Source organism: Bradyrhizobium sp. cf659 (genome assembly GCF_900113725.1).
GTDB lineage: Bacteria > Pseudomonadota > Alphaproteobacteria > Rhizobiales > Xanthobacteraceae > Bradyrhizobium.
This window is the reverse complement of sequence record NZ_FOQJ01000017.1, coordinates 56,278-79,712: the sequence shown is the minus strand read 5'-3', so window position 1 is coordinate 79,712 and position 23,435 is coordinate 56,278. Positions and strand designations below refer to the sequence as shown.

The 23,435-nt window shown below is 65.9% G+C and carries 20 protein-coding genes and 1 pseudogene; 12 read left to right on the top strand and 9 right to left on the bottom strand.

Features of this window, described 5'->3' with window-relative positions:
• Nucleotides 1-125: 125 nt before the first annotated feature.
• Nucleotides 126-1,265, bottom strand: a complete 1,140-nt coding sequence (locus tag BM118_RS38065) for a thiolase C-terminal domain-containing protein (protein WP_092192872.1) — start codon at nucleotides 1,263-1,265, stop codon at nucleotides 126-128.
• Between the two features lie 3 nt (nucleotides 1,266-1,268).
• Nucleotides 1,269-1,682 (bottom strand): Zn-ribbon domain-containing OB-fold protein, encoded by a 414-nt coding sequence (locus tag BM118_RS38060; RefSeq protein ID WP_027544056.1) that lies wholly within the window; start codon nucleotides 1,680-1,682, stop codon nucleotides 1,269-1,271.
• Between the two features lie 176 nt (nucleotides 1,683-1,858).
• Between BM118_RS38060 and BM118_RS38055 the strand changes: the two genes are divergently transcribed.
• Together BM118_RS38055 and BM118_RS38050 are read left to right on the top strand one after the other, a co-directional pair.
• Complete coding sequence (locus BM118_RS38055) at nucleotides 1,859-3,208, top strand: amidase (protein WP_092192870.1); 1,350 nt, start codon at nucleotides 1,859-1,861, stop codon at nucleotides 3,206-3,208.
• Entirely contained in the window at nucleotides 3,201-3,887 is a 687-nt protein-coding gene (locus BM118_RS38050) for a DUF2848 domain-containing protein (protein WP_092192868.1), read from the top strand. The genes BM118_RS38055 and BM118_RS38050 overlap by 8 nt, the downstream gene beginning before the upstream one ends.
• A gap of 9 nt (nucleotides 3,888-3,896) precedes the next feature.
• On the opposite strand, the gene BM118_RS38045 is transcribed toward BM118_RS38050, so the two are convergent.
• The gene (locus tag BM118_RS38045; protein WP_092192936.1) at nucleotides 3,897-4,655 is read right to left on the bottom strand and encodes a transglycosylase domain-containing protein; all 759 of its coding nucleotides are present in this window, start codon (nucleotides 4,653-4,655) and stop codon (nucleotides 3,897-3,899) included.
• A 252-nt stretch (nucleotides 4,656-4,907) separates the two neighbouring features.
• Here BM118_RS38045 and BM118_RS38040 point away from each other — a divergent pair, with 252 nt between their 5' ends.
• Genes BM118_RS38040 through BM118_RS38030 form a run of 3 tightly spaced genes read left to right on the top strand, consistent with a single transcriptional unit; the run spans nucleotide 4,908 to nucleotide 7,619 of the window.
• Complete coding sequence (locus BM118_RS38040) at nucleotides 4,908-5,657, top strand: 2OG-Fe(II) oxygenase (RefSeq protein WP_092192934.1); 750 nt, start codon at nucleotides 4,908-4,910, stop codon at nucleotides 5,655-5,657.
• Between the two features lie 9 nt (nucleotides 5,658-5,666).
• The gene (gene alkB / locus BM118_RS38035) at nucleotides 5,667-6,320 is read left to right on the top strand and encodes a DNA oxidative demethylase AlkB (RefSeq protein ID WP_092192866.1); all 654 of its coding nucleotides are present in this window, start codon (nucleotides 5,667-5,669) and stop codon (nucleotides 6,318-6,320) included.
• Nucleotides 6,321-6,374: 54 nt separating this feature from the next.
• Nucleotides 6,375-7,619, top strand: a complete 1,245-nt coding sequence (locus BM118_RS38030; protein WP_092192864.1) for an MFS transporter — start codon at nucleotides 6,375-6,377, stop codon at nucleotides 7,617-7,619.
• Here the strand turns inward: BM118_RS38030 and BM118_RS38025 are convergent.
• The 6 genes from BM118_RS38025 to hpaH all read right to left on the bottom strand — a co-directional run bounded on the left by BM118_RS38025 (nucleotide 7,597) and on the right by hpaH (nucleotide 14,168).
• Nucleotides 7,597-9,222, bottom strand: coding sequence for a thiamine pyrophosphate-dependent enzyme (locus tag BM118_RS38025; RefSeq protein ID WP_092192862.1), 1,626 nt, complete (start codon nucleotides 9,220-9,222; stop codon nucleotides 7,597-7,599). The two genes, BM118_RS38030 and BM118_RS38025, sit on opposite strands and share 23 nt — an antisense overlap.
• A gap of 25 nt (nucleotides 9,223-9,247) precedes the next feature.
• Nucleotides 9,248-10,117: a fumarylacetoacetate hydrolase family protein gene (locus BM118_RS38020; RefSeq protein ID WP_092192860.1), complete on the bottom strand. Its 870-nt coding sequence runs from the start codon at nucleotides 10,115-10,117 to the stop codon at nucleotides 9,248-9,250.
• Between the two features lie 173 nt (nucleotides 10,118-10,290).
• Nucleotides 10,291-11,274 (bottom strand): 3,4-dihydroxyphenylacetate 2,3-dioxygenase, encoded by a 984-nt coding sequence (gene hpaD / locus BM118_RS38015; RefSeq protein WP_092192858.1) that lies wholly within the window; start codon nucleotides 11,272-11,274, stop codon nucleotides 10,291-10,293.
• A 127-nt stretch (nucleotides 11,275-11,401) separates the two neighbouring features.
• On the bottom strand, nucleotides 11,402-12,940 hold the full coding sequence (gene hpaE, locus BM118_RS38010) for a 5-carboxymethyl-2-hydroxymuconate semialdehyde dehydrogenase (protein ID WP_092192856.1): 1,539 nt from the start codon (nucleotides 12,938-12,940) through the stop codon (nucleotides 11,402-11,404).
• Nucleotides 12,933-13,331: a 5-carboxymethyl-2-hydroxymuconate Delta-isomerase gene (locus BM118_RS38005; RefSeq protein ID WP_092192855.1), complete on the bottom strand. Its 399-nt coding sequence runs from the start codon at nucleotides 13,329-13,331 to the stop codon at nucleotides 12,933-12,935. Before BM118_RS38005 ends, hpaE begins: the two co-directional genes overlap by 8 nt.
• 30 nt (nucleotides 13,332-13,361) lie before the next feature.
• Nucleotides 13,362-14,168, bottom strand: a complete 807-nt coding sequence (gene hpaH / locus BM118_RS38000) for a 2-oxo-hept-4-ene-1,7-dioate hydratase (protein WP_092192853.1) — start codon at nucleotides 14,166-14,168, stop codon at nucleotides 13,362-13,364.
• 111 nt (nucleotides 14,169-14,279) lie between these two features.
• Between hpaH and hpaR the strand changes: the two genes are divergently transcribed.
• The 7 genes and pseudogenes from hpaR (at nucleotide 14,280) to BM118_RS37965 (ending at nucleotide 23,417) form a co-directional block, all read left to right on the top strand.
• On the top strand, nucleotides 14,280-14,798 hold the full coding sequence (gene hpaR / locus BM118_RS37995; protein ID WP_092192851.1) for a homoprotocatechuate degradation operon regulator HpaR: 519 nt from the start codon (nucleotides 14,280-14,282) through the stop codon (nucleotides 14,796-14,798).
• Nucleotides 14,764-15,213, top strand: a pseudogene (locus BM118_RS41980) (Ldh family oxidoreductase); the annotation flags it as partial. The gene hpaR and the pseudogene BM118_RS41980, both read left to right, overlap by 35 nt.
• A 115-nt stretch (nucleotides 15,214-15,328) precedes the next feature.
• Nucleotides 15,329-16,105 (top strand): HpcH/HpaI aldolase family protein, encoded by a 777-nt coding sequence (locus tag BM118_RS37985; protein ID WP_244550334.1) that lies wholly within the window; start codon nucleotides 15,329-15,331, stop codon nucleotides 16,103-16,105.
• Nucleotides 16,106-16,272: 167 nt separating this feature from the next.
• Nucleotides 16,273-17,796: a UxaA family hydrolase gene (locus BM118_RS37980; RefSeq protein WP_092192847.1), complete on the top strand. Its 1,524-nt coding sequence runs from the start codon at nucleotides 16,273-16,275 to the stop codon at nucleotides 17,794-17,796.
• A gap of 242 nt (nucleotides 17,797-18,038) precedes the next feature.
• Nucleotides 18,039-18,557, top strand: coding sequence for a PAS domain-containing protein (locus tag BM118_RS37975; RefSeq protein WP_092192930.1), 519 nt, complete (start codon nucleotides 18,039-18,041; stop codon nucleotides 18,555-18,557).
• The gene (locus BM118_RS37970; RefSeq protein ID WP_177235050.1) at nucleotides 18,535-19,839 is read left to right on the top strand and encodes a methyl-accepting chemotaxis protein; all 1,305 of its coding nucleotides are present in this window, start codon (nucleotides 18,535-18,537) and stop codon (nucleotides 19,837-19,839) included. The genes BM118_RS37975 and BM118_RS37970 overlap by 23 nt, the downstream gene beginning before the upstream one ends.
• Before the next feature lie 308 nt (nucleotides 19,840-20,147).
• Complete coding sequence (locus tag BM118_RS37965; protein WP_092192843.1) at nucleotides 20,148-23,417, top strand: transglutaminase family protein; 3,270 nt, start codon at nucleotides 20,148-20,150, stop codon at nucleotides 23,415-23,417.
• The last annotated feature ends 18 nt before the right edge of the window (nucleotides 23,418-23,435 follow it).

Here is a 23,435-nt window from a genome sequence, read left to right as displayed (position 1 = left end):
TCCAATTTCCATCGTCATTCCGGGGCGCGCCTCTTGGCGCGAGCCCGGAATCCATTTCTCCGGTTTCGCGTGCTGCACGATGGATTCCAGGCTCGTCGCTTCGCGCCGCCCCGGAATGACAGCAACTACCTCTCGTTCGTAAACACGATCGTGCCTGATGCTGCGAACATGCCGCCGACACCATGGCACACCGAAATCTTCGCGTTCGGCACCTGCGCCGGCGCGATGCCGCGCATCTGGCGCACGCTCTCCTGGAGCGCGTACATGCCGTACATGCCCGAGTGCATGTAGGAGAGACCGCCGCCATTGGTGTTGAGCGGCAGCTTGCCGCCGGGGCGCGTGTTGCCGTCGGCGATGAACTTTCCGGTCTCCTCGTGCGGCATGAAGCCGAGATCGCCGAGGCCGAACAGCGGCAGATGCGCGAACGCGTCGTAGATCATGAGATGGTCGACGTCCTTGTGCGCGATGCCGGCCTCTTTGAACGCCAGCGGCCCCGCGGTCTTGAACGCGCGTGAGGAATTGAAGGTCTCCATCTGGCTGACCATCGGCGTTTCCACGCTCTCGCCGGTGCCCATGATGTAGACCGGCTTGCGCGGAAAATCCCTGGCGCGGTCGGCCGAGGTCAGGATCAGCGCGCCGCCGCCGTCGGTGACGAGGCAGCACTGCAAGAGGCGGAACGGATAGGCGATCATGCGCGAATTGAGGACATCGGCGACCGTGATCGGGTCCTTCATCATCGCGCGCGGATTTTTCGCCGCCCATTCCCGCTGCACCACGGCGACCGACGCAAGCTGCTCATGGGTGATGCCGTAGGTCTTCATGAAGCGCAGCACGGGGATCGGGAACATGCTGGGCGGGCCGTAGACGCCATAGGGCGCCTCGAACTGGCCGTTGAGGCTGTCCGCCGGCGTCGAGCGCGGCAGCTTGCCGATCATCGACTTGCCGCTTTCGGCATGGGTGATCAGCACGGTCTTGCACAGGCCGGCCTCGATCGCCGCGGCGGCGTGACGAACATGCAGCATGAAGGAGCAGCCGCCGACCGAGGTGCCGTCCACCCAGGTCGGCTTGATGCCGAGATAGTGGCAGACCTGCTGCGGCGTTTCGACCGCGGTGGCGAAGCCGTCGATGTCGGACAGCTTCAGCCCGGCATCGGCGATGGCGTTGAGCGCCGCGTCCGCGTGAAGCTGGAGCTGCGACATGTTGGGGACGACGCCGAGTTCGGTGGTCTCGGCCGCGCCGACGACGGCAACCTGGTTGCTGCGCATGGCTTACCCCTTCGCCGGACGGAAGACGGGGAGGGTGATCTTGTCGTCGAGCTGCTGGAAGGCGACCTCGAGCTTCATGTCGAGCTCGAGCGCCTCCGGGGTCTGCGGGCAGTCGATGATGTTGCTCATCATCCGCGGTCCCTCGGCAAGCTCGACCACGGCGATCGCATAAGGCGGCGTGAAGCCGGGCGCGGCGGGACGGTGGTTGATCACGTAGCTGTAGAGGAAGCCCTTGCCGCTCGCCTTGAAGATGCTGACCTTGCGCGAGGCGCAGGACGGGCAGAACGGGCGCGGCGGGAAGTAGACATGCGCGCAGGCGTCGCAGCGTTGCAGGCGCAATTCGCCCGCTTTCGTGCCGTCCCAGAAATGCTGGGTTTCCGGCGTCGGTTTCGGTCGCGCGCGCTGCGGTTCGGCCATGTCGGAAAACCTCCCAAGGGACAGGCTTTACGCCGTCCGTTTCGATCTTGATGCGACAATTGACCATGGCGCGTCAACGGTCCAGCAATGCGCATGCATGCCATCATGCGCACAGTGCTTGTGTCGAACTGAGGCAGCGCTATAGATTGCGCGCGCAAATATTCCGTGAGACAGACATGCCCGATTTTCCGACACTGGCGAAGCTCGCCGACGACCTCGAAAATGGCCGCACCACCTCCCGCAAGCTGGTCGAGGCGTGCATTGCCAGGATCGCCGATCCGGCCGGCGAGGGCCAACGCACCTTCATCCATGTCGACAAGGACGCCGCGCTCGCGACGGCTGACGCGATGGATGCCCTGCGCAAGGTCAAGGCGGCGCCGTCGCGCTATGCCGGTATCCCGATCTCAATCAAGGACCTCTTCGATATCAAGGGACAGACGACACGCGCCGGCTCCCGCGCGCTCGACGATTCCGATCCGGCGGAGCACGATGCGGCGACGGTGGCGCGCCTGCGCCAGGCCGGCTTCGTCCTGATCGGCCGCACCAACATGACCGAGTTCGCCTATTCCGGCATCGGCATCAATCCGCATTACGGCACGCCGAAGGGCGCCTGGAACCGGGCCGAGGGCCACGTGCCCGGCGGCTCGTCCTCGGGCGCAGCGGTCTCCGTGCTCGACGGCATGGCGCACGGCGCGCTCGGCACCGACACCGGCGGCTCCTGCCGGATTCCGGCCGCCTTCAACGGCATCGTCGGCTACAAGCCGACGCAGCGGCGCGTGCCGCTCGACGGCGCGGTGCCGCTGTCGTTCTCGCTCGACAGCATCGGGCCCTTAGCGCGATCGGTCAGCTGCTGTGCCATACTCGATGCCGTGCTCGCGAACGAGCCGATCGTTGCGCTGAGGCCCCGCCCGGTGAAGGGCATGCGGCTGGCGGTGCCGACCACGATCGCGCTCGACGACCTCGACAAAGCCGTGGCCGAGACGTTCGAGCGCGCGCTCAAGAACCTCGCCGATCATGGCGCCATCATCGAACGCGTCGAGATGGCGGAATTCCACGATATCGGCCCGATGAACGCCAAGGGCGGCTTTGCGGCGTCCGAGAGTTACGCCTGGCACCGCTATCTCATCACGTCCAAGGGCGACGTCTATGATCCCCGCGTTTCCGTGCGTATCATGCGCGGCGAGGCACAGAGCGCGGCCGACTACATCGACCTCCTCAACGAGCGCCGCTCGCTGATCGCCCGCGTCAATGCGCGCATCGCGCCCTATGACGCCTTGGTGCTGCCGACCACGGCCAACACGCCGCCGAAGATCGCCGACCTTGCCGACGACAAGGCGTTCACCACCCAGAACCTGCGCGCGCTGCGCAACTGCACCCTGATCAACATGATCGACGGCTGCGCCATCTCTCTCCCCGCGCATCGCGAGGGCGACGTTCCCGTCGGCCTGATGCTGGCGGGGGCGGGCGGATCGGACCGCCGTATTTTCGAGCTTGCTGCCGGCATGGAGGCCGTAATTCGTGTTTGACCTGACTTTCACCGTCGACGCCCAGGACACCACCACGCCGCTGACGCTGGCGATCGACCAGATGGTCATCGCCGGCTGGACCGGCCGCGATCCCGTCGCGCGCGACAAGCACATCGCCGAGCTCGAGGCCGTCGGCATTGCCCGGCCGGCGTCGACGCCGATCTACTACCGCGCCTCGGCGCGGCGGCTGACCATGGAAGACCGCATCGAATGCTGCGGCGGCGATTCCAGCGGCGAGGTCGAGTTCGTGCTGATCGGCTGGCAGGGCCGCGTCTTCGTCGGCTGCGGCTCCGACCACACCGACCGCAAGGTCGAGGCCTACAACGTCACGGTGTCCAAGCAGATGTGCGACAAGCCGATCGCCTCGACGCTGTGGGAGCTCGAGGACGTCATCGGTCACTGGGACAGGATGATCCTGCGCTCCTACGCCTGGATCAAGGGCGAGCGCGTGCTCTACCAGGAGGGCACGCTGGACGCGATGCTGCCGGTCGCCGACCTCATCGCGCGCGGCTTCGATGGCAAGAAGCTTCCCGACGGCTGCGCCATGTTCGGCGGCACCTTCGCCGCCAAGGGCGGCATCCGCCCCGCCGACCGGTTCGAGTTCGAGCTGGAGGATCCCATGCTGAAGCGGACGATCAAGCACGGCTATGACGTGGTGACGCTGCCGGTGAGGGGCTGACCAGCGTCGTCATTGATTAACCGGCTGGGCTTGGGTGCCTGGCACGTCCTTGAGAAGCAGCGGCCGGCTCTTGGCCGCTGTCGCCTGTGTCTCGGCGATCAATCCAGCCGTCTGCATGCGATCTATGGCGTGATCTCGAGCGCGCGCGTCGAAAGATCGGCCTGGGGAAGGTTGTCGCGCGCGCGTCGTGATGAATGCGACCTCGTCGACAGCAAGGTCCGCGAGCGGCTTTCCAAAGTAGGCCTCCGCCCCGGCCGCCACGCCATATGCACCGCGACCCAGATAGCTTTCATTGAGATAGATCTCGAGGATCCTGTCCCGGGACAGGCTGCGGGTGACGCGCTGCGTGAAGAAGATCGAAGCGACGGGGTCGATCTGTCGGTCATTTCCTGGGGTGAGTGACAGCAGGCAGCGCGCGACAGATTGCGTCACGCCGGCCGATCGGGGTCTGCGACCAGTACCTAGGGCCAATGCAATCTCGGCAATCGGATTCAATGTCCAGGCTTCGTAGAAGTCAGGTTGCTCATACGCGATCGCGGCGTCCCGGAGCAGAGGCGGGATATCGGCGAGGGAAATGTAGGCGCGCTTGGGATCGGCCCTGCACGCCGGGCCTGTCGGCGAAACCGCTGCGAGCTGAGCTTCGGTCGGAAGTCCGATGCGGTAGCCGTAGTGCCAGACCAGCCAACCGGACAAGGCGAGAAGGCACACACCCGCGAACGAGAGCAGGGCCAGCACGGTCTTGGCAGCAACGACGAGGAATTTGCGCATCAAGTGCAGACTAAAGCGAGGGTAGGGCACAAATTTGCGTTGGAACCGGACGGAATTGGGGCGGTTGGGCCTCACGGAAATCGGGTGGCCGTTCTGGCCGCGATCTGCGACACCAACCTCCGTCATTCCGGGGCGCGACCTCTTGGGCGCGAGCCCGGAATCCATCGTGCAGCAGAGGCGGTGGATGGATGGATTCCGGGCTCGCGACTTCGTCGCGCCCCGGAATGACGGAAAGTGCATAGGATGATCGCCATGGCTATCGCGAAACGTGTTCCCGCCGATCTCAACGACGCGACCGACCTCACCGCGCACGTCGACGCCCTCGACTGGCCTCAAATCACCGCCGAGCTCGACACCCAGGGCTGCGCCGTCCTCAAGGGCCTGCTGACGCCGGACCAATGCCGCGCCGTCGCCGCGCTCTATCCGGACGACACGCACTTCCGCAGCCGCATCGTGATGGGCCGCCACGGTTTTGGCCGCGGCGAGTACAAGTATTTCTCCTATCCGCTGCCCGACCTGATCGCGGAGCTGCGCCCGGCGCTCTACGCGCATCTTCAAGCCGTCGCCAATCGCTGGAACGAGGCGATGGGGATCGATATCCGCTACCCCGCCGCGCACGCGGCGTTCCTGAAGCGCTGCCACGAGGCGGGGCAGGCGCGCCCGACGCCGCTGCTGCTGCAATACGAGACCGGCGACTACAACTGCCTGCACCAGGACCTCTATGGCGAGCACGTGTTCCCGATCCAGGTCGCGATCCTGCTGTCCGAGCCCGGCCGCGATTTCACCGGCGGCGAGTTCGTGCTGACCGAGCAGCGCCCGCGCATGCAGTCCCGCGCCGAGGTGGTGCCGCTGGCGCAGGGCGACGCGGTCGCCTTCGCTGTGCATCACCGCCCGGTGCAGGGGACGCGCGGCACTTATCGCGTTAACCTGCGCCATGGCGTCAGCCGCATCAGGTCCGGCCAGCGCCATACATTGGGTATGATTTTCCATGATGCCAAATGAGCGCAGGCGTTGACGGCTGATCTGTTCGACAGCGTTGCAGAGGCGCAGCCGTCACGCGAGGAGATCGCGGATGGAGCCGTGCTGCTGCGTGGCTTCGTCAAGCCGATCGAGAGTGAGCTGATTGCCGCGGTGCGTGCGATCGTTGCACAGTCGCCGTTCCGGCGGATGACCACGCCCGGCGGCTATCTGATGTCGGTGGCGATGACCAATTGCGGCTCGCGCGGCTGGATCACCGATCACACCGGCTATCGCTACGACCCGGTCGATCCGCGAACCGGCGCGCCATGGCCCGCGATGCCGCCGGTGTTTTGCGATCTGGCGCGCCGGGCTGCGAAGCAGGGCGGTTTCACCGGCTTTGCGCCCGATGCCTGCCTCGTCAATCGCTACGAACCCGGCACGCGGCTGTCGCTGCATCAAGACAAGGACGAACTGGATTTCGCCGCGCCGATTGTCTCGGTCTCGCTGGGACTGCCCGCGACCTTCCTGTTCGGCGGCATGGCGCGCAGCGACAAGCCGCGCCGTTTCCGGCTCGTCCATGGCGACGTCGTGGTCTGGGGTGGGCCTAACCGGCTCGCCTATCACGGCGTGGCGCCGCTCGCCGAGGGCGAGCACGCGCTGCTCGGGCGGCAGCGCATCAATCTGACCTTCCGCAAGGTGCTCTGAAGCATTTCCTCGAACCTTGCCGTCGTCTAAGCTTCGGCGAGGGGAGGCGGCGACATGACCACTGCACAGGTCTCGACTGGCGCGAGCGCAAACGCGGCGCGCACGGGACTCTATCTGGCCGTGCTGCAACTGGTGTTCACGCTGGGCTGGACGACCTACGTCGTCTATCTGCCAAGGCTCGCGGCGGATGTCGGCCTCGCGCCGGCGGCCGTGATCTTCATCCTGATGCTGGACCAGGCCATCTTCACCATCGCCGATACCGCGATGGGGATTGCGGCCGACAGGATCGCGCCCGTCGTCGGGCGGCTTGGCCTGTTCGTCGGCGTGCTGGCGGCGATCTCCTGCGCGGCCTTCGTCGCGCTGCCTTTCGTGGCCGGGATCGGCGCGGGCGCGCAGGTCTGGTTGATCGCGCTGATCGTGGTCTGGTCGATCACGTCATCGGCCCTGCGCGCGCCGCCGCTGACCCTGCTTGGCAAGTACCGCGCCAGGCCGCAGGTGCCGTTCCTCGCGGCGCTGGCCATGCTGGGCTATGGCGTTGCCGGCGCCGTCTCGCCTTATCTCGGCGTGGTGCTGCGCGAGCACGATGCCCGGCTGCCCTTCGTGATCTCCGGCGCGGTGCTGCTGCTGACGGCGCTCGGGCTGTCGCGGATCGAGTACGATGTGGCGCGCGACACCGCCTCGCCGGCGCCGGCCGAGGCGGCCAAGCCGCTGGGCCTGGTGCCGCTCGCCTTCATCGTCGCGATGGTGGCGCTCGCGCTCGGCTATCAGTTGCACTTCGCCATGAACAGCGCGCCGTTCTATCTACGCTTCGCCAAGCCGGACGAGCTGCAATGGCTGATGCCGGTGTTCTGGATCGGCTTCAACATCGCGATGTTTCCGGCGAGCCTCGTCGTCAAGCACCGCGGCGGCCTGATCGTGATGGGCGCCGCCGGATTGCTTGGAGCGGTCGCGATCGCGGCGGCGGAGCTTGCCGGCAGCCTCAACACGCTGATCGCCGCGCAGTTTCTCGCCGGCGCCGCCTGGGGCTGCATGCTGATGAGCGCGATCTCGGCCGCGCTGGCGATCGGCTCGACCGGCGCGGAGGGAAAGGTCACCGGCCTCGTCTTCTCGGCGCTGGCGCTCGGCACCTTCGCGCGGATGGCCGCGGTCGCGGGCGGCTTGCAGAAGATGCCTGATTACGCGCCGCTGCTGCAATGGGCCCCGGTCGCCTGCTGGTCGGTCGCAGGCGCGGGCCTGTTGGTGATCGCGGCGGCGCGGCTTCAGGGCGCGCCCGGCCTCAGGGCTTCGCCGGGTGGATGAACGCCCACGGGCTGATTTCGGAGTCCCGCGTCACCTCGACCGAGATCAGATACGGCCCGCCATGGGCGAGCGCCTTCTCCATCGCCGCCCTGAACTGATCCGGCGCGGTGACGCGCGCAGCCGCGACGCCGAAGGACTCCGCGAGCTTGACGAAATCCGGGTTGACCAGATCCGACGCCACCACGCGGCCGTCGAAGCGCTCGCGCTGGTCGCGACGGACATTGCCATAGGCGTTGTTGTTGAACACCAGCGTCACCACGCCGATGTTGAACTGCACGGCGGTGGCAAGCTCCTGCACGCCGAACATGAAGCCGCCGTCGCCCGTGATCGCCACCACCGGCTTGTCGGGATTGGCGACCTTGGCGCCAAGCGCGGTCGGGAAGCCCGAGCCGAGCGTGCCCTGATAGCCTGAGGTGATGAAGGTGCGCGGCTCGTAGATCGGAAAGCCGTACCAGGAGGCGAAGCCGACCTGCGACAATTCATCTGTCACGATCGCGTTCGCCGGCAGCACCTCGCGCAGGACGTTCAGATACGCCATCTGCGGCTGGATGCGCTGGATCTCCGCTTGCGCGATCGCGGTGGCCTCGCGGATCGCGGCGCGGCGGCCGGCGGTCTTGCTGTAGCCGGCCTTGCTGACGGCGGCGGCGAGATCGGCGGTTGCAGCCTTGGCATCGGCGACAATGGCCGTGTCCGAAGTAAAGCGCCGCATCTCGACCGGATCAATGTCGATGCGGATGCTCTTCAGGCCGTCGGGGCGATACGGCCAGCGCGACATGGTCGGCAGCTCCAGCCGCGAGCCGATGCCGATCATGAGATCGGTGTTCGGCCACAGCTTGTAGGCGGCGGCCATGGTCAGGCCGAGTTCATGCGCATTGGAGAGGATGCCGCGCCCGCTGCGGAAGGCAACGACAGGCGCATCGATCATCTCGGCAAGCTCGAGGATTTCCGCACGCGCCTCGATCGCGCCGCTGCCGACGAAGATCATCGGCGCCTTGCTGGCCTTGATCAGCGCGGCCGCCTGCTTGATCAGATCAGGATCGGGCAGCGGCGCGGACAGCGGCTCCAGCACCCGTGCAGCCGCCGTGTCGGCGCGCTGGGTAAAGATATCCCAGGGCATCTCGACCGAGGCAGGGCCGCGCCGCCCGGAGGTCATCTCCTGGAAGGCGCGCGCCATGGTGGTCGGCGCGTTGCCGGGCGTTTCGATCCGGTCCGCCCACTTCACATAGGTGCGCAAGGTGCCGAGCTGGTCCGGCATCTCGTGCAGATGACCGCGGCCCTTGCCGAGGAACTGCGTCGGCACTTGTCCGGTGACGCACAGCACCGGTTCGTTGCAGCCGTACGCCGTGAGCAGCGCCGCGCTGGCGTTGAGCACGCCGGGGCCGGGCACCACGCTGAACACGCCGGGCCTGCCGCTGGAGCGCGCATAGCCGAACGCCATGTAGCCGCAGGCCTGCTCATGCCGCGCGCCGATCACCTTGAGCTGCGCCTGGTGGAAGGCGTCGAACAGGCCGTAGATTTGCGCGCCGGGCAGGCCGAATACGGTGTCGACGCCGTGGGCGACTAGGCCGCTTACGATCGCTTCGCCGCCGGTGAGGGTGGTCATTCTGCTATTCCATTTCAATCGTTGGTCAGGCTTCGTCGACGACGCCGTTCCGCAAGCGTCCGATGCCTTCGGCTTCGACCTCGATCACGTCGCCGGGCTTTAAGTACCGCGGCGGATCGAACCGCGCGCCGGCGCCGGTCGGCGTGCCGGTGACGATGACATCGCCGGGGACGAGCGTTGCGAAGGTCGAGATATAGCTGATGAGGTAGCGGAACGGAAACATCAACCGGCTGGTACGGTCGTCCTGCCTGAGCTCGCCGTTGACATGCGTGGTGAGCCTGATGTCGGCGATCTGGGATTCCTGCGTGTAGGGCACCAGCCACGGGCCGAGGCTGCCGCTGGAATCGAAATTTTTGCCCTGCGTGACGTTGAACTTGGCGTGGCGCAGCCAGTCGCGCACCGAGCCTTCGTTGCAGAGCGTGAGGGCGGCGATATGGTCGAGCGCGGTGCTTTCCGGAATGTGCCGGCCGGCCTTGCCGATGACCAGCACGATCTCGCCTTCATAGTCGAGCTGCACGGAGGCTCGCGGGCGCACCAGCGGCGTATCATGGCCGACGAAGGAGCGGGGCGAGCGCATGAACATGCTCGGATATTTCGGCGCGTCCTGGCCGTCCTTGTACTCGGCGTTGCGGTCGGGATAGTTGACGCCGATGCAGATGATCTTTTCCGGCGCCGGCACCGGCGGCAGAAAGGTGATGTCACCAAGCGCGTGATCCGGCGTCAGGCTGGCGGCTTCCTCGGCAAGGCTGACAAGCTTGCCGGCGGCGATAACTTCGCGCAGCGTCGGATAGTCTTTTGCATGGCGCGCGGACAGGTCGACGATGCCGCCATCGAGGACGGCGCCGTAACGGGTGTCACCTTTGACGGAATAGGTGGCGAGGCGGGGGAGCTTCATCGGCAACTATTCCCTGTCGTCCCGGCGAAGGCCGGGACCCATACCGCGGAATCTATCGATTGGATAAGGTAGGAGTACCGAACAACGTGTCTTCGCCAAACTCCTCCCTGTGGTTATGGGTCCCGGCTTTCGCCGGGACGACGGGTGGAGAGGGATTTCGAAACTCACTATCATCAATCCGCCACCAGCACGTCGGCCACAAATTTCGGCTCGCGCACGGCCTGGCCCGTGAACGGCGAGCCCTGCTCGAACCAGGAACGCGGGGCGGGTGCGCCCCACAGCGTCTGGCGGCGCGGATCGCGCAGCGACCAGCGCAGCGGCTCGTGGTCGTGATCCCCGGTGAAATAGTCGCTGGTGTAGAGCTCGAGGCGGTGTCCATCAGGGTCGCGCACGTAAAGGAAGAACGCGTTCGAGATGCCGTGGCGTCCGGGGCCGCGCTCGATGTTCTTGACGAAGCCTGAGGAAGCCATGACGTCGCAGAGATGGATGATGTTCATCGCCGTCGGTGTCCAATAGGCGAAGTGGTGCAGCCGTGGACCCTTGCCGTTGGTGATGGCGAAGTCGTGGACGTTGCCCTTGCGATGCATCCAGGCAGCCGCAATGCGCCCATTCGGCCCATCCTCCTCGGCGTATTCGGTGAGGCGGAAGCCGAGCCGCGCGTAGAAATCGACGGTGTCCTGCACCTCGGCGGCGAAGACGTTGAAATGATCGAGCCGCTGCGGATGGCAGCCCTTGTAGAGGTCGAAGCGGCGGAGCAGATGCGGCCGGCGGTCCATCGACGCATAGAGCTCGATCTGGAAGCCGAAGGGATCGGTGAATTGCAGCGTGCGGCCCTGGAAGGACTGATCGACGAAGGCGTAGGCGAGGCTGTTCTCGGAGAGGAAGGCCGCGGCCTTGTCGAGGTCTTTGTCGTTGCCGACCTTGAAGCCGAGCCGGGCGCAGGCGGGCACGGCTGCCTTGCGCAGCACCAGCGAGTGATGCTGATGCTCCTCGGCCGCGCGCAAATACACGACCTTGTCGTCGGCATCCTCGACATGCAGGCCGACGGTGGTCTCGTAGAACGCGCGGCTGAGCTTCAAATCGGTCACGTCGAGCACGGCGTGGCTCGAACGGATGATGTTGAAGGGCGGCTCGAAGATATGTTGCGGTACCGGCATTGGCGTTTCCCCTCTTTAGGCCCCCGTCATTGGACCCCCGTCATTCCGGGGCGGTCCGCGAGGACCGAACCCGGAATCTCGAGGTTCCGGGTTCGACGCTTCGCGCCGCCCCGGAACGACGGTGGTTCTAAATTCCCAGTTTCTGAATCTTGTGCGTGCCCCGCGCCAGCGAGACGTGCTTGGTTTCCATGTAGAAGTCGAACGAATAGTCGCCGCCGTCGCGGCCGATGCCCGAGGCCTTCATGCCGCCGAACGGCGTCGGCAGATGGCGGACGTTTTCCGAGTTCAGCCAGATCATGCCGGCCTCGAGCGCATCGGCGACGCGCAATGCGCGGCCCATGTCGTTGGTCCAGACATAGCCGGTGAGCCCATAACGAATGTCGTTGGCGATCTCGACCGCGTCTTTCTCGTCGCGGAAGGGCAGGACGGTGAGGAACGGGCCGAACACCTCCTCCTGCGCCACGCGCATCTTGCCGTTCGCGCCGGTCACCAGTGTCGGCTCGACATAGTGGCCACCGCCCGGGCCATCATAGGCCTTGCCGCCGACCGTGATCGTCGCGCCGTCCTTCCGCGCGACGTCGAAATAGGAGCAGACCTTGGCGAGATGCCGCTCGTGGATCAGCGGTCCGATCTCGGTGGCGGGATCGAGGGGATGGCCGACCTTCAACGCCTTCACGCGCGCGGTCAGCTTCTCGACGAACTTTTCCGCGATGCTCTGCTGAACCAGCAGGCGGCTCGACGACGTGCAGCGCTCGCCATTGAGCGAGTAGATCATGAACACGACGGCATCGAGCGCGCGGTCGAGATCGGCGTCGTTGAACACGATCACCGGGTTCTTGCCGCCGAGCTCGAAATGCACGCGCTTCAAGGTCGGCGCGCCCTGAATCATGATCGCCGAACCTGTCGCGCTCTCGCCGACGAAGCCGATCGCCTTGATGGCGGGATGCTCGGTCAACGCCTTGCCGGCCTCCTCGCCGAAGCCGTGCACGGTGTTGAGGACGCCATCGGGGACGCCGGCTTCCTTGACGAGCTTCGCCAGAATGGCGGCCGTCACCGGTGACCACTCGGCCGGCTTGTGCACGACCGTGCAGCCGGCGGCCAGCGCAGGGGCGATCTTCCAGGTCGAGAGCATGAACGGCGTATTCCACGGCGTGATCACGCCGACCGGGCCGATCGGCACGCGGGTGGAGACGTTCCAGTGCTCGTCGCTCGGCGTGCTCAGGCCGTCTCTGGCCTCCGCACATTTGTCGGCGAAGAAGCGAAAATTCTCGGCGGCGCGGATCGCGGCCTTGGCCATGAAACGATAGGCCTGCCCGGTGTCGATGCATTCCAGCACGGCGATGTCGTCGGCATTGTCCTCGATGGCGTCAGCCACGCGATGCAGCAGCTTGCGTCGCATCGCAGGCCCCATGTCGCGCCAGGACTTGAAGGCCAGCGCAGCGGCGGTCGCCGCAGCGTCGATGTCCTCGGCATTGCCGCGGGCGACGCTCGCGAGCGCCGCGCCATCGACGGGCGATTTCGTCTCGAAGGTCTCGCCTGATATCGACGGGACCATCTTGCCGTCGATCATGTGGCCGATGCCGTCCGCGCGCAGCTTCTTGAGCAGCGGCGCGACGCGGGCGCGGTTGGCCTGGAACACATCGGCTTTCGGGGTGGGCTTATCCATGGGCGGCCTCCACTTTCAGGGCGTCGTGGATGTTGTTGCGCTTCCAGCTGGTGTCCTTGTCGTTGATCTGCATGTCGAACGAGAGGGCGAACTTGCTGGCGGCGAAGACGGGATCGAGATGTTTGGAGAGCGCCTGGAAGACGTGCTCGCCGGCTTTCTGGCGGGTCTTGAGGTCACGGCCCTCGCCGATGCGCAGCACCATGTCGAGAAAGCCGTAATCCTGCCTGTTATCCGCGATCGCATAATGCTCGCACCTGACAGCGCGGACGCGGATGCCGCCGAGCGGGAAGATGCCGGTCTCCACCGCTGCCTTGCGCACCACTTCGCACACCGCGGCGATGTCGAGGCGGCCATCGAGATTGGCCGAATATTCGATCGTGAAATGCGGCATGCGGTTTCACTCCCTGTCTTTTTTGTTCGCCTAGGCGAAGTAGCAGCTCACCGAGCCGTAGGCGCCATAATCGGCCTGAATTGTGTCGCCCTTGCGGGTCTCGATCGGACGGATGAAGGAGCCGGCCAGCACGACCTGGCCGGGCTCCAGCGCAAGGCCGAGCGGCGCGATCTTGTTGGCAAGCCAGGCAACGGCGGTGGCGGGATGATTGAGCACGCCGGCGGCAAGGCCGGTCTCTTCCAGCTGGCCGTTCCTGAAGCAAAGCGCGCCGATCCAGCGCAAATCGGTATCCAGCGGGCGGATCGGCCGGCCGCCGAGCACGATGCCGGCATTCGCCGCATTGTCGGCGATGGTGTCGAAGATTTTTCGCGTGGCCTTGGTCTTGGGATCGACGCGCTCGATCCGCGTATCCAGGATCTCCAGCGCCGGCACCACGAAGTCGGTGGCGTTGAGCACGTCGAACATCGTGCAGTCGGGCCCAGCGAGGCGCTTGCTCATGACGAAGGCGAGCTCCGCCTCGACGCGCGTCGCGATGAAGCGCTCGGTCGGAATGATCCCGCCATCGGCGAAGAACATGTCGTCGAGCAGCACGCCGGAATCCGGCTCGTCGATGTTGAGCGCGCTCTGCATCGCCTTCGAGGTCAGGCCGATCTTGTGGCCGTTGACGAGGCGCCCCTCGGCGATCTTGACGTCGACCCAGGCCTTCTGAATCGCGTAGGCATCGGCGATGGTGATGTCAGGAAAATCCTGCGAGAGCTGCCGGATCTGCGTGCGGGTCTTCTCCGCCTGGTGCAGACGCCTCGCGCAAGCTTGGATATCGTCGTTGGAAAGCGCCATCCGTGATCTTACAAATCGTGGTGCGGGGAGATACTTAACATGTTAAGTGAATGCGTCAAACAGAATCTGGCCTTGCTGCACTGCAAACATTTTGCGGCTTGAAAGGGCGTCATGACGAAGAGACCGGCTGATCCCGCCCACGCAAGCGCGCCTGCCGCACGGCAGGTTCCGATGCGCGACTTCTCGCGCTCGCTGCCGATGTCGCTCTTGCGCGCACGCGAGGCGGTGATGCGGCAGTTTCGTCCCTCGCTGCGCGAGCACGGCCTGACCGAGCAGCAATGGCGCATTTTGCGTGCGCTGGCGGCCATCGAGGCCGCCGAGGTCACGGAACTCGCGCGCACGGCGTTTTTGCTCGGACCGAGTCTATCGCGCATCCTGCGCGATCTCGAGGCGCGCAACCTGATCGAGCGCAAGACGGCGAAGGCGGACCAGCGTCGCAGCATGGTCTCGATCTCGAAGGAGGGCGTGAAGCTGATGGCCTCCGTGGCGCCGACCTCGGAGGCGATCTACGCGGAGATCACCAGCCGCTTCGGCGCCCGCAAGCTCGCCGAATTGCAGGAGATGCTCGGCGAGCTAGAACAGAGTCTCGCGGGGCTCGGCGCCGGCAACGAGGCAAGTGCCGAGGAGTGAGGGCCATGCCCCGATCGCGCCGGACTTTGCGACCTGGGTCGTCGCCGAGGGCGAGGTGCTGGTGGCCAGCCGCGGCGGCAAGAAGCTGCCGAAGGGCGCGCTGACCGGAACCGGGGCCACCTCGGGTGGCCGCCGCTTCGCCAACGGCATGCTGGCGTTCTATGTCGATCCCAAGGTGGTCGATACCTCCCATGTGTTCGATGCAGAGGTCTCGCGCCATGTCGACTTCATCCGCGCCACCAGGCCGGCGGCCGGGGGCGATCAGGTGCTGATTCCCGGCGATCCCGAGCGGAAAACCAGGGCCGGGCGCAGCCAAAACGGCATCCCCTTGCCGGATGACACCTGGGCGGCGATAGTGAATACCGCCCGCGAGATCGGCGTCAGCGAAATCAGCATCCAGAGGGCGGCCGCATAGGTCTTGCGTCATTGCGAGCGTAGCGCGGCGCTCCGGTTCGCGCTAACAGCGGGGCCGTGCTGTCGCGGCGCTCGTCATGGTGACGACGGTCCAAACAACAAAGAAGGAAGGCAACGTGGCGAACAAGGTCAAAGAAATCTGGAAGTCGGGCAAGGCCGTGGTCAACGCGTGGCTCGCGATTCCCTCCGGCTTCTCGGCCGAGATGATCGCGCAATGCGGCTTCGACAGCGTCACCGTCGACATGCAGCACGGCGTGCAGGACTATCTGTCGATGGTGCAGTGCTTCCAGGCCATGGACAAGCATCCGGTGACCCCGATGGTCCGCGTGCCCTGGAACGAGCCCGGCATCATCGGCAAGGTGCTCGACGGCGGCGCCTATGGCGTGATCTGCCCGATGGTCAACACGCCGCAGGAAGCCAAGAACCTCGTTTCCTATTCGAAATATCCGCCGCAGGGCGTGCGCTCCAACGGCCCGATCCGCGCCGGTATGTATGGCACCGCGGGTTCCTACCAGAAGACGGCGAACGCCGACACCATTCTGCTGCCGATGATGGAGACCAAGACCGCGGTCGAGAACATGGAAGCGATCCTCGACGTCGAGGGCATCGACGGCGTCTATATCGGCCCGTCCGATCTCGGCTTCTCCTACGGCCTCGAGCCCAAGCTCGATCGCACCGAGCCTGAGATCCTCGCGATCTACGACAAGATCATCAAGGAGTGCGGCAAGCGCGGCCTCAACCCGGGCATCCATTGCAGCGGTGCCGAAGGCGCGGCGCGCGCCATCAACATGGGCTTCAAGCTGGTGACCTTGTCGAACGAGGTCGGCCTGATGACGACCTACGCCAAGATGCAGGTCAACGCGACCCGCAAGGATTCGGCCGGCAAGGCTTGAGAGCTCTCTCCTTTCCCTCTCCCCGTTCTTACGGGGAGAGGGAAAGGGTGGGGAGCCTCTCTCAACACGAATTAATCTAACGATCGAGCGCGCGACCGCTGCGCGATCCGACCTCTCCCCGTAAGAACGTGGAGAGGTCAAGTAAGAAGACCCTAAGGAGACCTCTCATGACCATCAGCCCCGTCATCCGCCTGCATCCCGATGATGGCGTGCTGATCGCGCGCGCGAGCCTGCCGCCGGGAACAGCGGTGGCCGACGGCGTGACCACGGTCGAGCGCATTCCCTCCGGCCACAAGGTCGCGATCAAGCCGATCGCCGTGGGTGAGCCGATCAAGCGCTACGGCCAGATCATCGGCTTTGCCACGATGCCGATCGCGCCGGGCCAGCACGTGCACACCCAGAACTGCGGCATGGGCGATTTCGCCAAGGACTATGCCTATTGCGCCGACGTCAAGCCGACGCCGAATTTCGACCTGCCGGCGACCTTCGAAGGCATCCGCCGCCCGGACGGCCGCGTCGCCACGCGCAACTATATCGGCATCCTCACCTCGGTGAATTGCAGCGCGCATGTCGCGAGCCTCGTCGCCGACGTCTTCAAGAAGAACCCCTTTACCGGCGACAATCCGCTGGCCGATTTTCCCAATGTCGACGGCGTGGTCGCGCTCACGCACAAGACCGGCTGCGGCATGACGCAGAACGAGCCGCTGGCGCTGCTTCGCCGCACGCTCGGCGGCTACGCGCGCCACGTCAATTTCTCCCACGTCATCGTGCTCGGCCTCGGCTGCGAGGTGAACCAGATCGGCGGCCTGATGGAAGAGCAGAAGCTCGCCGGCCGCCTCCGTGCGATGGACATCCAGGAGGTCGGCGGCACCCGCAAGACGGTGGAAGCGGGCATTGCCTTCGTGCGCGAGGCGCTGGCCGACGCCAACAAGGTGAAGCGCGAAACGGTGCCGGCAAGCGAGCTCACCGTGGCGCTGCAATGCGGCGGCTCCGACGGCTATTCCGGAGTATCAGCCAATCCGGCGCTCGGCGCGGCCAGCGATCTCATCGTGCGCCACGGCGGCACCGTGATCCTGTCGGAGACGCCGGAGACCTACGGCGCCGAGCATCTGCTCACCCGCCGCGCCGTCAGCCGCGAGGTCGGCGAGAAGCTGGTCGATCTCATGCGCTGGTGGGACGCGTACACCGAGCGCGAAGGCGCCGAGATGAACGCCAATCCGAGCCCCGGCAACAAGGCCGGCGGCCTCACCACCATCCTGGAAAAGTCGCTCGGCGCGATGGCCAAGGCCGGCACCACCAACCTCGTCGAGGTGCTGCGCTACGCCGAGCCCATCACCAAGAAGGGCTTCGTGTTCATGGATACGCCCGGCTACGATCCCGTCGCGGCAACCGGGCAGGTCGCCGGCGGCGCCAATCTGGTCTGCTTCACCACCGGCCGCGGCAGCGTGTTCGGCTGCAAGCCGGCGCCCTCGATCAAGCTCGCCACCAACACGCCGATGTACAGGCGCATGGAAGAGGACATGGACGTCAATTGCGGCACCATCCTCGAAGGCGAGGAGAGCGTCCAGGAGTGCGGCCAGCGCATCTTCGAGCTCATCCTGAAGACGGCGTCTGGACAGCCGACCAAGAGCGAAAGCTTCGATTTCGGCGGCGCCGAGTTCGCACCCTGGGTGCTGGGCGCGACGATGTAGTCGCGTTTGGCGCGCGGCGCAGTGCAAACGCAAATCAAAAGCCGTCGGAACCGGTGCCCGCGACGATATCGGCAACCCGTGTGGTTGGCCGGGATGCAACGATCGTTCGCTACGTAATGATACGGAGGCGGGCGCCTCGCGCAGGAGTTTCCGGGATTACGTCTGGTTAACACTGTTGCCATAGACAGGGGGCGATGCGCTCCGCAACGTTGCGGACCGGCCTTTATCCGAGGATCGAACCGATGCAAGCGATACGTCCCACTGGGGTGGAAAATCTCCTCGGTGAGGAGGAGCTGATCGTATCGAAGACCGATCTCAAGGGCCGCATCACCTACGCCAACGACATTTTCCTCCGCATGGCGAAATACAGCTATGCCGAGCTGATGGGCGCGCCCCATAGCCTGATCCGCCACCCCGACATGCCGCGCTGCGTCTTCAAGCTGCTCTGGGACACGCTTCAGTCCAGGCAGGAGATCTTCGCCTACGTCGTCAATCTGGCGAAGGACGGCAGTCATTACTGGGTGTTCGCCCACGTCACGCCGACGTTCGACGAGCGCGGCAATATCGTCGGCTATCACTCCAACCGTCGCAAGCCGGATCCGGCGCAGGTCGAGCGCATCAAGCCGATCTACAAGACGCTGTGCGCGGAGGAGGCGCGGCATGCCAATGCCAAGGACGGCATGCATGCGAGCTTCGATGCGATGGTCGGCCTGCTCAAGCAACAGGGTGTCGGTTACGATGAATTTGTGCTCTCTCTCTAAGGCGCAGGGAGCGACCGCGCTCGCGTGTGTTCTCGCCGTCGTTGCGTTCGTCCTCTCGCTCCTGGGTGTGACCGGAATCTCCGGTGCGGCGCTGCCTGGCGCGACGGTCGTGCTGCTCGGCTATGCAGTCTGGTGCCAGCGTCGCACGGCGGTGGCGGTCGATGAGGTTGCGGATGTGTGCCGCAAGGCGGCGCGCGGCGATCTCGAGGCGCGCATCCTGAGTGAGCGGCAGGCCGGGCGGATCGGCGCCATCCAGAAGTCGGTCAACGACATGCTCGACATCACCGATGCTTTCCAGCGCGAAGCCTCGGCGTCGATGGACTATGCCAGCCGCGGCAAGTATTTCCGCAAGATCCTGGCGCGCGGATTGCCCGGCTCGTTCCGCCGTTCGGCCGCCGTCATCAACTCCGGCACCGACAGTCTCGGTCGCAGGGTCGTCGAGATCGCGGACCTCGCACAGCAGTTCGGCACGCATCTCGACCAGGTGGCCGGCACCCTCATGGGGGCCGCCACCGATCTCGAATCCGACGCCGGCCAGATGGCGGCGGCGGCCGAGAAGACCAGCCGGCAGACCTCCGGCGTGCTCAGCGCCTCCGATCATGCCTCGCGCAACGTCGCCACCGTCGCCAGCGCCGCGGAACAGCTTGCGTCCTCGATTGCCGAGATCGGCCGTCAGGTGACCGGCTCGACCGCGAGCACCGGACGCGCCGTGAACGAAGCCAATCGTGCCGGCAGCGAGATCCGCACGCTTGCGGATGCAGCGATGCGGATCGGCGACGTCGTCAAGCTGATCAGCGAGATCGCCGAGCAGACCAATCTCCTGGCGCTCAACGCCACGATCGAGGCGGCGCGTGCGGGCGAGGCCGGTCGCGGCTTCGCGGTGGTGGCCTCCGAGGTCAAGAGCCTCGCCAACCAGACCGCGAAGGCGACCGAGGAGATCAGCGCCAAGGTCGGCGAGATGCAGCAATCGACGACCAATTCGGTCGCAGCGGTCGAGGCGATCGCGCAGACCATCGCCGAGATCGACGGGATCACCGCTTCGATCGCGACCTCGATCGAGCAGCAGGGTCTTGCCACCCGCGAGATCGCCCGCAACGTCCAGGAGGCGTCGGCCGGCACCTCGCAGGTCTCCTCCAACGTGACAGGCATCAGCGAAGCCGCCGCCGACACGGGGCGGGTCGCGAGCCGCGTCAACAGCGCCTCCGAGCGCGTCCATGGCGAGGTCGAGACGCTCCGGCGCGAAGTCACGCAGTTCCTGCAGCGGTTGACGTCGGCGGCGTAGCGCTGCGCGAAGAGCACGCTGCCCTTCCTTCTCCCCTTGTGGGAGAAGGTGGCGCGAAGCGCCGGATGAGGGGTCTCTCTCCGCACGCAGCACAGCGAGAGGCGTGTATGCGGACAGAACCCCTCACCCGTCTCGCCGCTGTGCGGCGAGCCACCCTCTCCCACAAGGGGAGAGGGGAAGCAGCGCGGCCTTGGCGAACACCCGCACTCGGCCCGCACCTTGCATAGGCACCCTCTGCCCGTTGTTAGTGCTTGATCGCACTGACGTCAGGTGTTCTGCTCAAAAAAGCTGCTGGAGCACCGCACCCCGTGTCGATCTACGTCGCATTACACCACGTCACGCACTACAAATACGACCGCCCGATCGATCTTGGCCCGCAGACCATCCGTCTGCGGCCGGCGCCGCACACACGCACGCCGATCCTGAGCTATTCGCTCAAGGTCACGCCAGCCAATCATTTCGTGAACTGGCAACAGGACCCGCAGGGCAATTGGCTGGCGCGCTACGTTTTTCCGGAGAAGACGACCGAGCTGAAATTCGAGGTCGATTTCACGGCGCAGATGACCGTGGTCAACCCGTTCGACTTCTTCGTCGAGCCCTATGCCGACAGCTTCCCGTTCGAGTATCCCAAGGACCTGAAGACGGAGCTGGCGCCCTATCTCGAGACCGTCAAGCCGGATCGCCTGTTCGCGAAATTTCTCGACACGATCCCGCACGAAGCCCCGAACACCGTCAACTTCCTGGTCGATCTCAATCGCGAGCTTCAGAAGCACGTCCGCTACATCATCCGCATGGAGCCCGGCGTGCAGACGCCGGAGGAGACGCTCTCCTCTGGCGCCGGCTCGTGCCGCGACTCCGCCTGGCTCCTGATCCAGACGCTGCGCCATCTAGGGCTCGCCGCCCGTTTCGTCTCCGGCTACCTGATCCAGATCCGTCCCGACATCGATCCGATCGAGGGACCGCCCGAGGTCGAGAACGATTTTACCGATCTGCACGCCTGGGCCGAGGTCTACCTGCCGGGCGCGGGCTGGATCGGGTTCGACGCCACCTCGGGCATGCTGGCGGGCGAGGGGCATATCCCGGTGGCCGCGACGCCGCATTATCGCTCGGCCGCGCCGATCTCCGGCGGTGCCGGCTTCGCCGAAGTCGAGTTCGCCTTCGACATGAGCGTCAAGCGCATCCGCGAGGCGCCGCGCATCACCAAGCCGTTCTCCGACGAATCCTGGGCGCGGCTCAACGATCTCGGCGAGCAGGTCGACGGCGATCTTGCGAGCGAGGACGTGCGGCTCACCATGGGCGGCGAGCCGACCTTCGTCTCGGTCGACGATCTGGAAGCGGGGGAGTGGAACACGGAGGCCGTCGGCCCGACCAAGCGCGCGCTTGGCGACGATCTGATCCGCCGCCTGCGCGCGCGCTTCGCACCGGGCGGCCTGCTGCATTACGGCCAGGGCAAATGGTATCCTGGCGAGAGCCTGCCGCGCTGGGCCTTCGGCCTCTATTGGCGCAAGGACGGCGTGCCGATCTGGAAGAATGTCGACCTGATCGCCAAGATCGAGAATCCGCGGCCAGCCGGGACGAAGGACGCCGAGGCCTTTATGGAGGGCGCGGCGCTGCGGCTCGGGCTCGATCCCGGCTACATCATGCCGGCCTATGAAGACACCGCACTCTGGCTTCAGAAGGAAGCCGAGCTTCCCGTCAATGTCGATCCGACCGACTCCAAATTGTCCGATCCGGAGGCACGTGCGCGCATCGCGCGGGTGTTCGAGCAGGGCCTCAACAACCCGCGCGGCTTCGTGCTGCCGGTGCAGCGCTGGAACGCGCCGCCGCGCTGGCGCAGCGAGCGCTGGACGCTCCGGCGCAACCATCTGTTCCTGACGCCGGGCGATTCCCCGCTCGGCCTGCGCCTGCCGATCGGCTCGCTCGGCCACGTCCCGCCGAACCAATATCCCTACATCATCGAGCGCGACCCGATGGAGCCACGCGGCAAGCTGCCGGTGTTCACGCTCGCCGCGCGCCCGGAAGCTCCGCCACGGGTCGCGCCCGAGCATCTCAACACGTCGGTTCCGGTGCGCACCGCGATGTCGGTCGAAGTCCGCGACGGCGTGCTCTGCGCCTTCATGCCGCCGGTCGAGCGCATCGAGGATTATCTCGAGCTGGTCGCGGCGCTGGAAGCGACCGCCGAGGAGATGCAGCTCCAGGTCCATGTCGAAGGCTATCCGCCGCCGTTCGACCCGCGCATCGAGGTCATCAAGGTGACGCCCGATCCCGGCGTCATCGAGATCAACATCCAGCCGGCCAGGAGCTGGCGCGACGCGGTCGACATCACCTCCGGCCTTTATGAGGACGCGGCGAAGGTGCGCCTCGGCGCCAACCGCTTCCTGGTCGACGGCCGCCACACCGGCACCGGCGGTGGCAACCATGTCGTGGTCGGCGGCTCCTCACCGCAGGACTCGCCGTTCCTGCGCCGGCCCGATCTGCTCAAGAGCCTCGTGCTGTACTGGCAGCGGCATCCGTCGCTGTCCTACTTCTTCTCCGGCCTCTTCATCGGCCCGACCAGCCAGGCGCCGCGCATCGACGAAGCGCGCCACGACAGCATCTACGAGCTCGAGATCGCGCTCTCGCACGTGCCGCCGCCGGGCTACCAGACGCCGTTGTGGCTGGTGGACCGGCTGTTCCGGCACCTGCTCGTCGACATCACCGGCAACACCCACCGCGCCGAGATCTGCATCGACAAGCTCTATTCGCCCGACGGCCCGACGGGGCGGCTCGGCCTCGTCGAATTCCGCGCGCTCGAAATGCCGCCGGATCCGCGCATGTCGCTGGCGCAGCAGCTGCTGATCCGCGCGCTGATCGCAAGGTTCTGGCGCGAGCCGCAGCAAGGCAAGTTCGTGCGCTGGGGCACCGCGCTGCATGACCGCTACATGCTGCCGCATTTCATCTGGGAAGACTTTCTGGACGTGCTCTCCGAGCTGAAGCAGTTCGGCTACCCGTTCGAGCCGGAATGGTATCTGGCCCAGCTCGAATTCCGCTTCCCCGCCTTCGGCCGCATCCATCATGGCGGCGTCACGCTGGAGCTGCGTCAGGCGCTGGAGCCCTGGCACGTGCTGGGCGAGGAGGGCTCGGCCGGCGGCACCGTGCGCTATGTCGATTCATCGGTCGAGCGGCTTCAGGTCAAGGCGGAGGGTTTTGTCGAGGGCCGCCACATCGTCACCTGCAACGGCCGCCGCCTGCCGATGACCTCGACCGGTCGTTCCGCCGAGGCCGTGGCCGGCGTCCGGTTCAAGGCCTGGCAGCCGGCCTCCGGCCTGCACCCGACCATTCCGGTTCACGCGCCCCTGACCTTCGACCTGATCGACACCTGGAACGGCCGCTCGCTCGGCGGCTGCGTCTATCACGTCGCCCATCCCGGCGGCCGCAGCTACGACACCAAGCCGGTCAACACCTACGAGGCCGAGGCGCGGCGGCTGGCGCGCTTCCAGGACCACGGCCATACGCCGGGGCCGATGCAGCCGCCGCCCGAGGAACGCACAAATGAGTTTCCGCTGACCCTCGACTTGCGGACCCCGCTCCTGCAATGAGTATGATGGTGGGGCAGG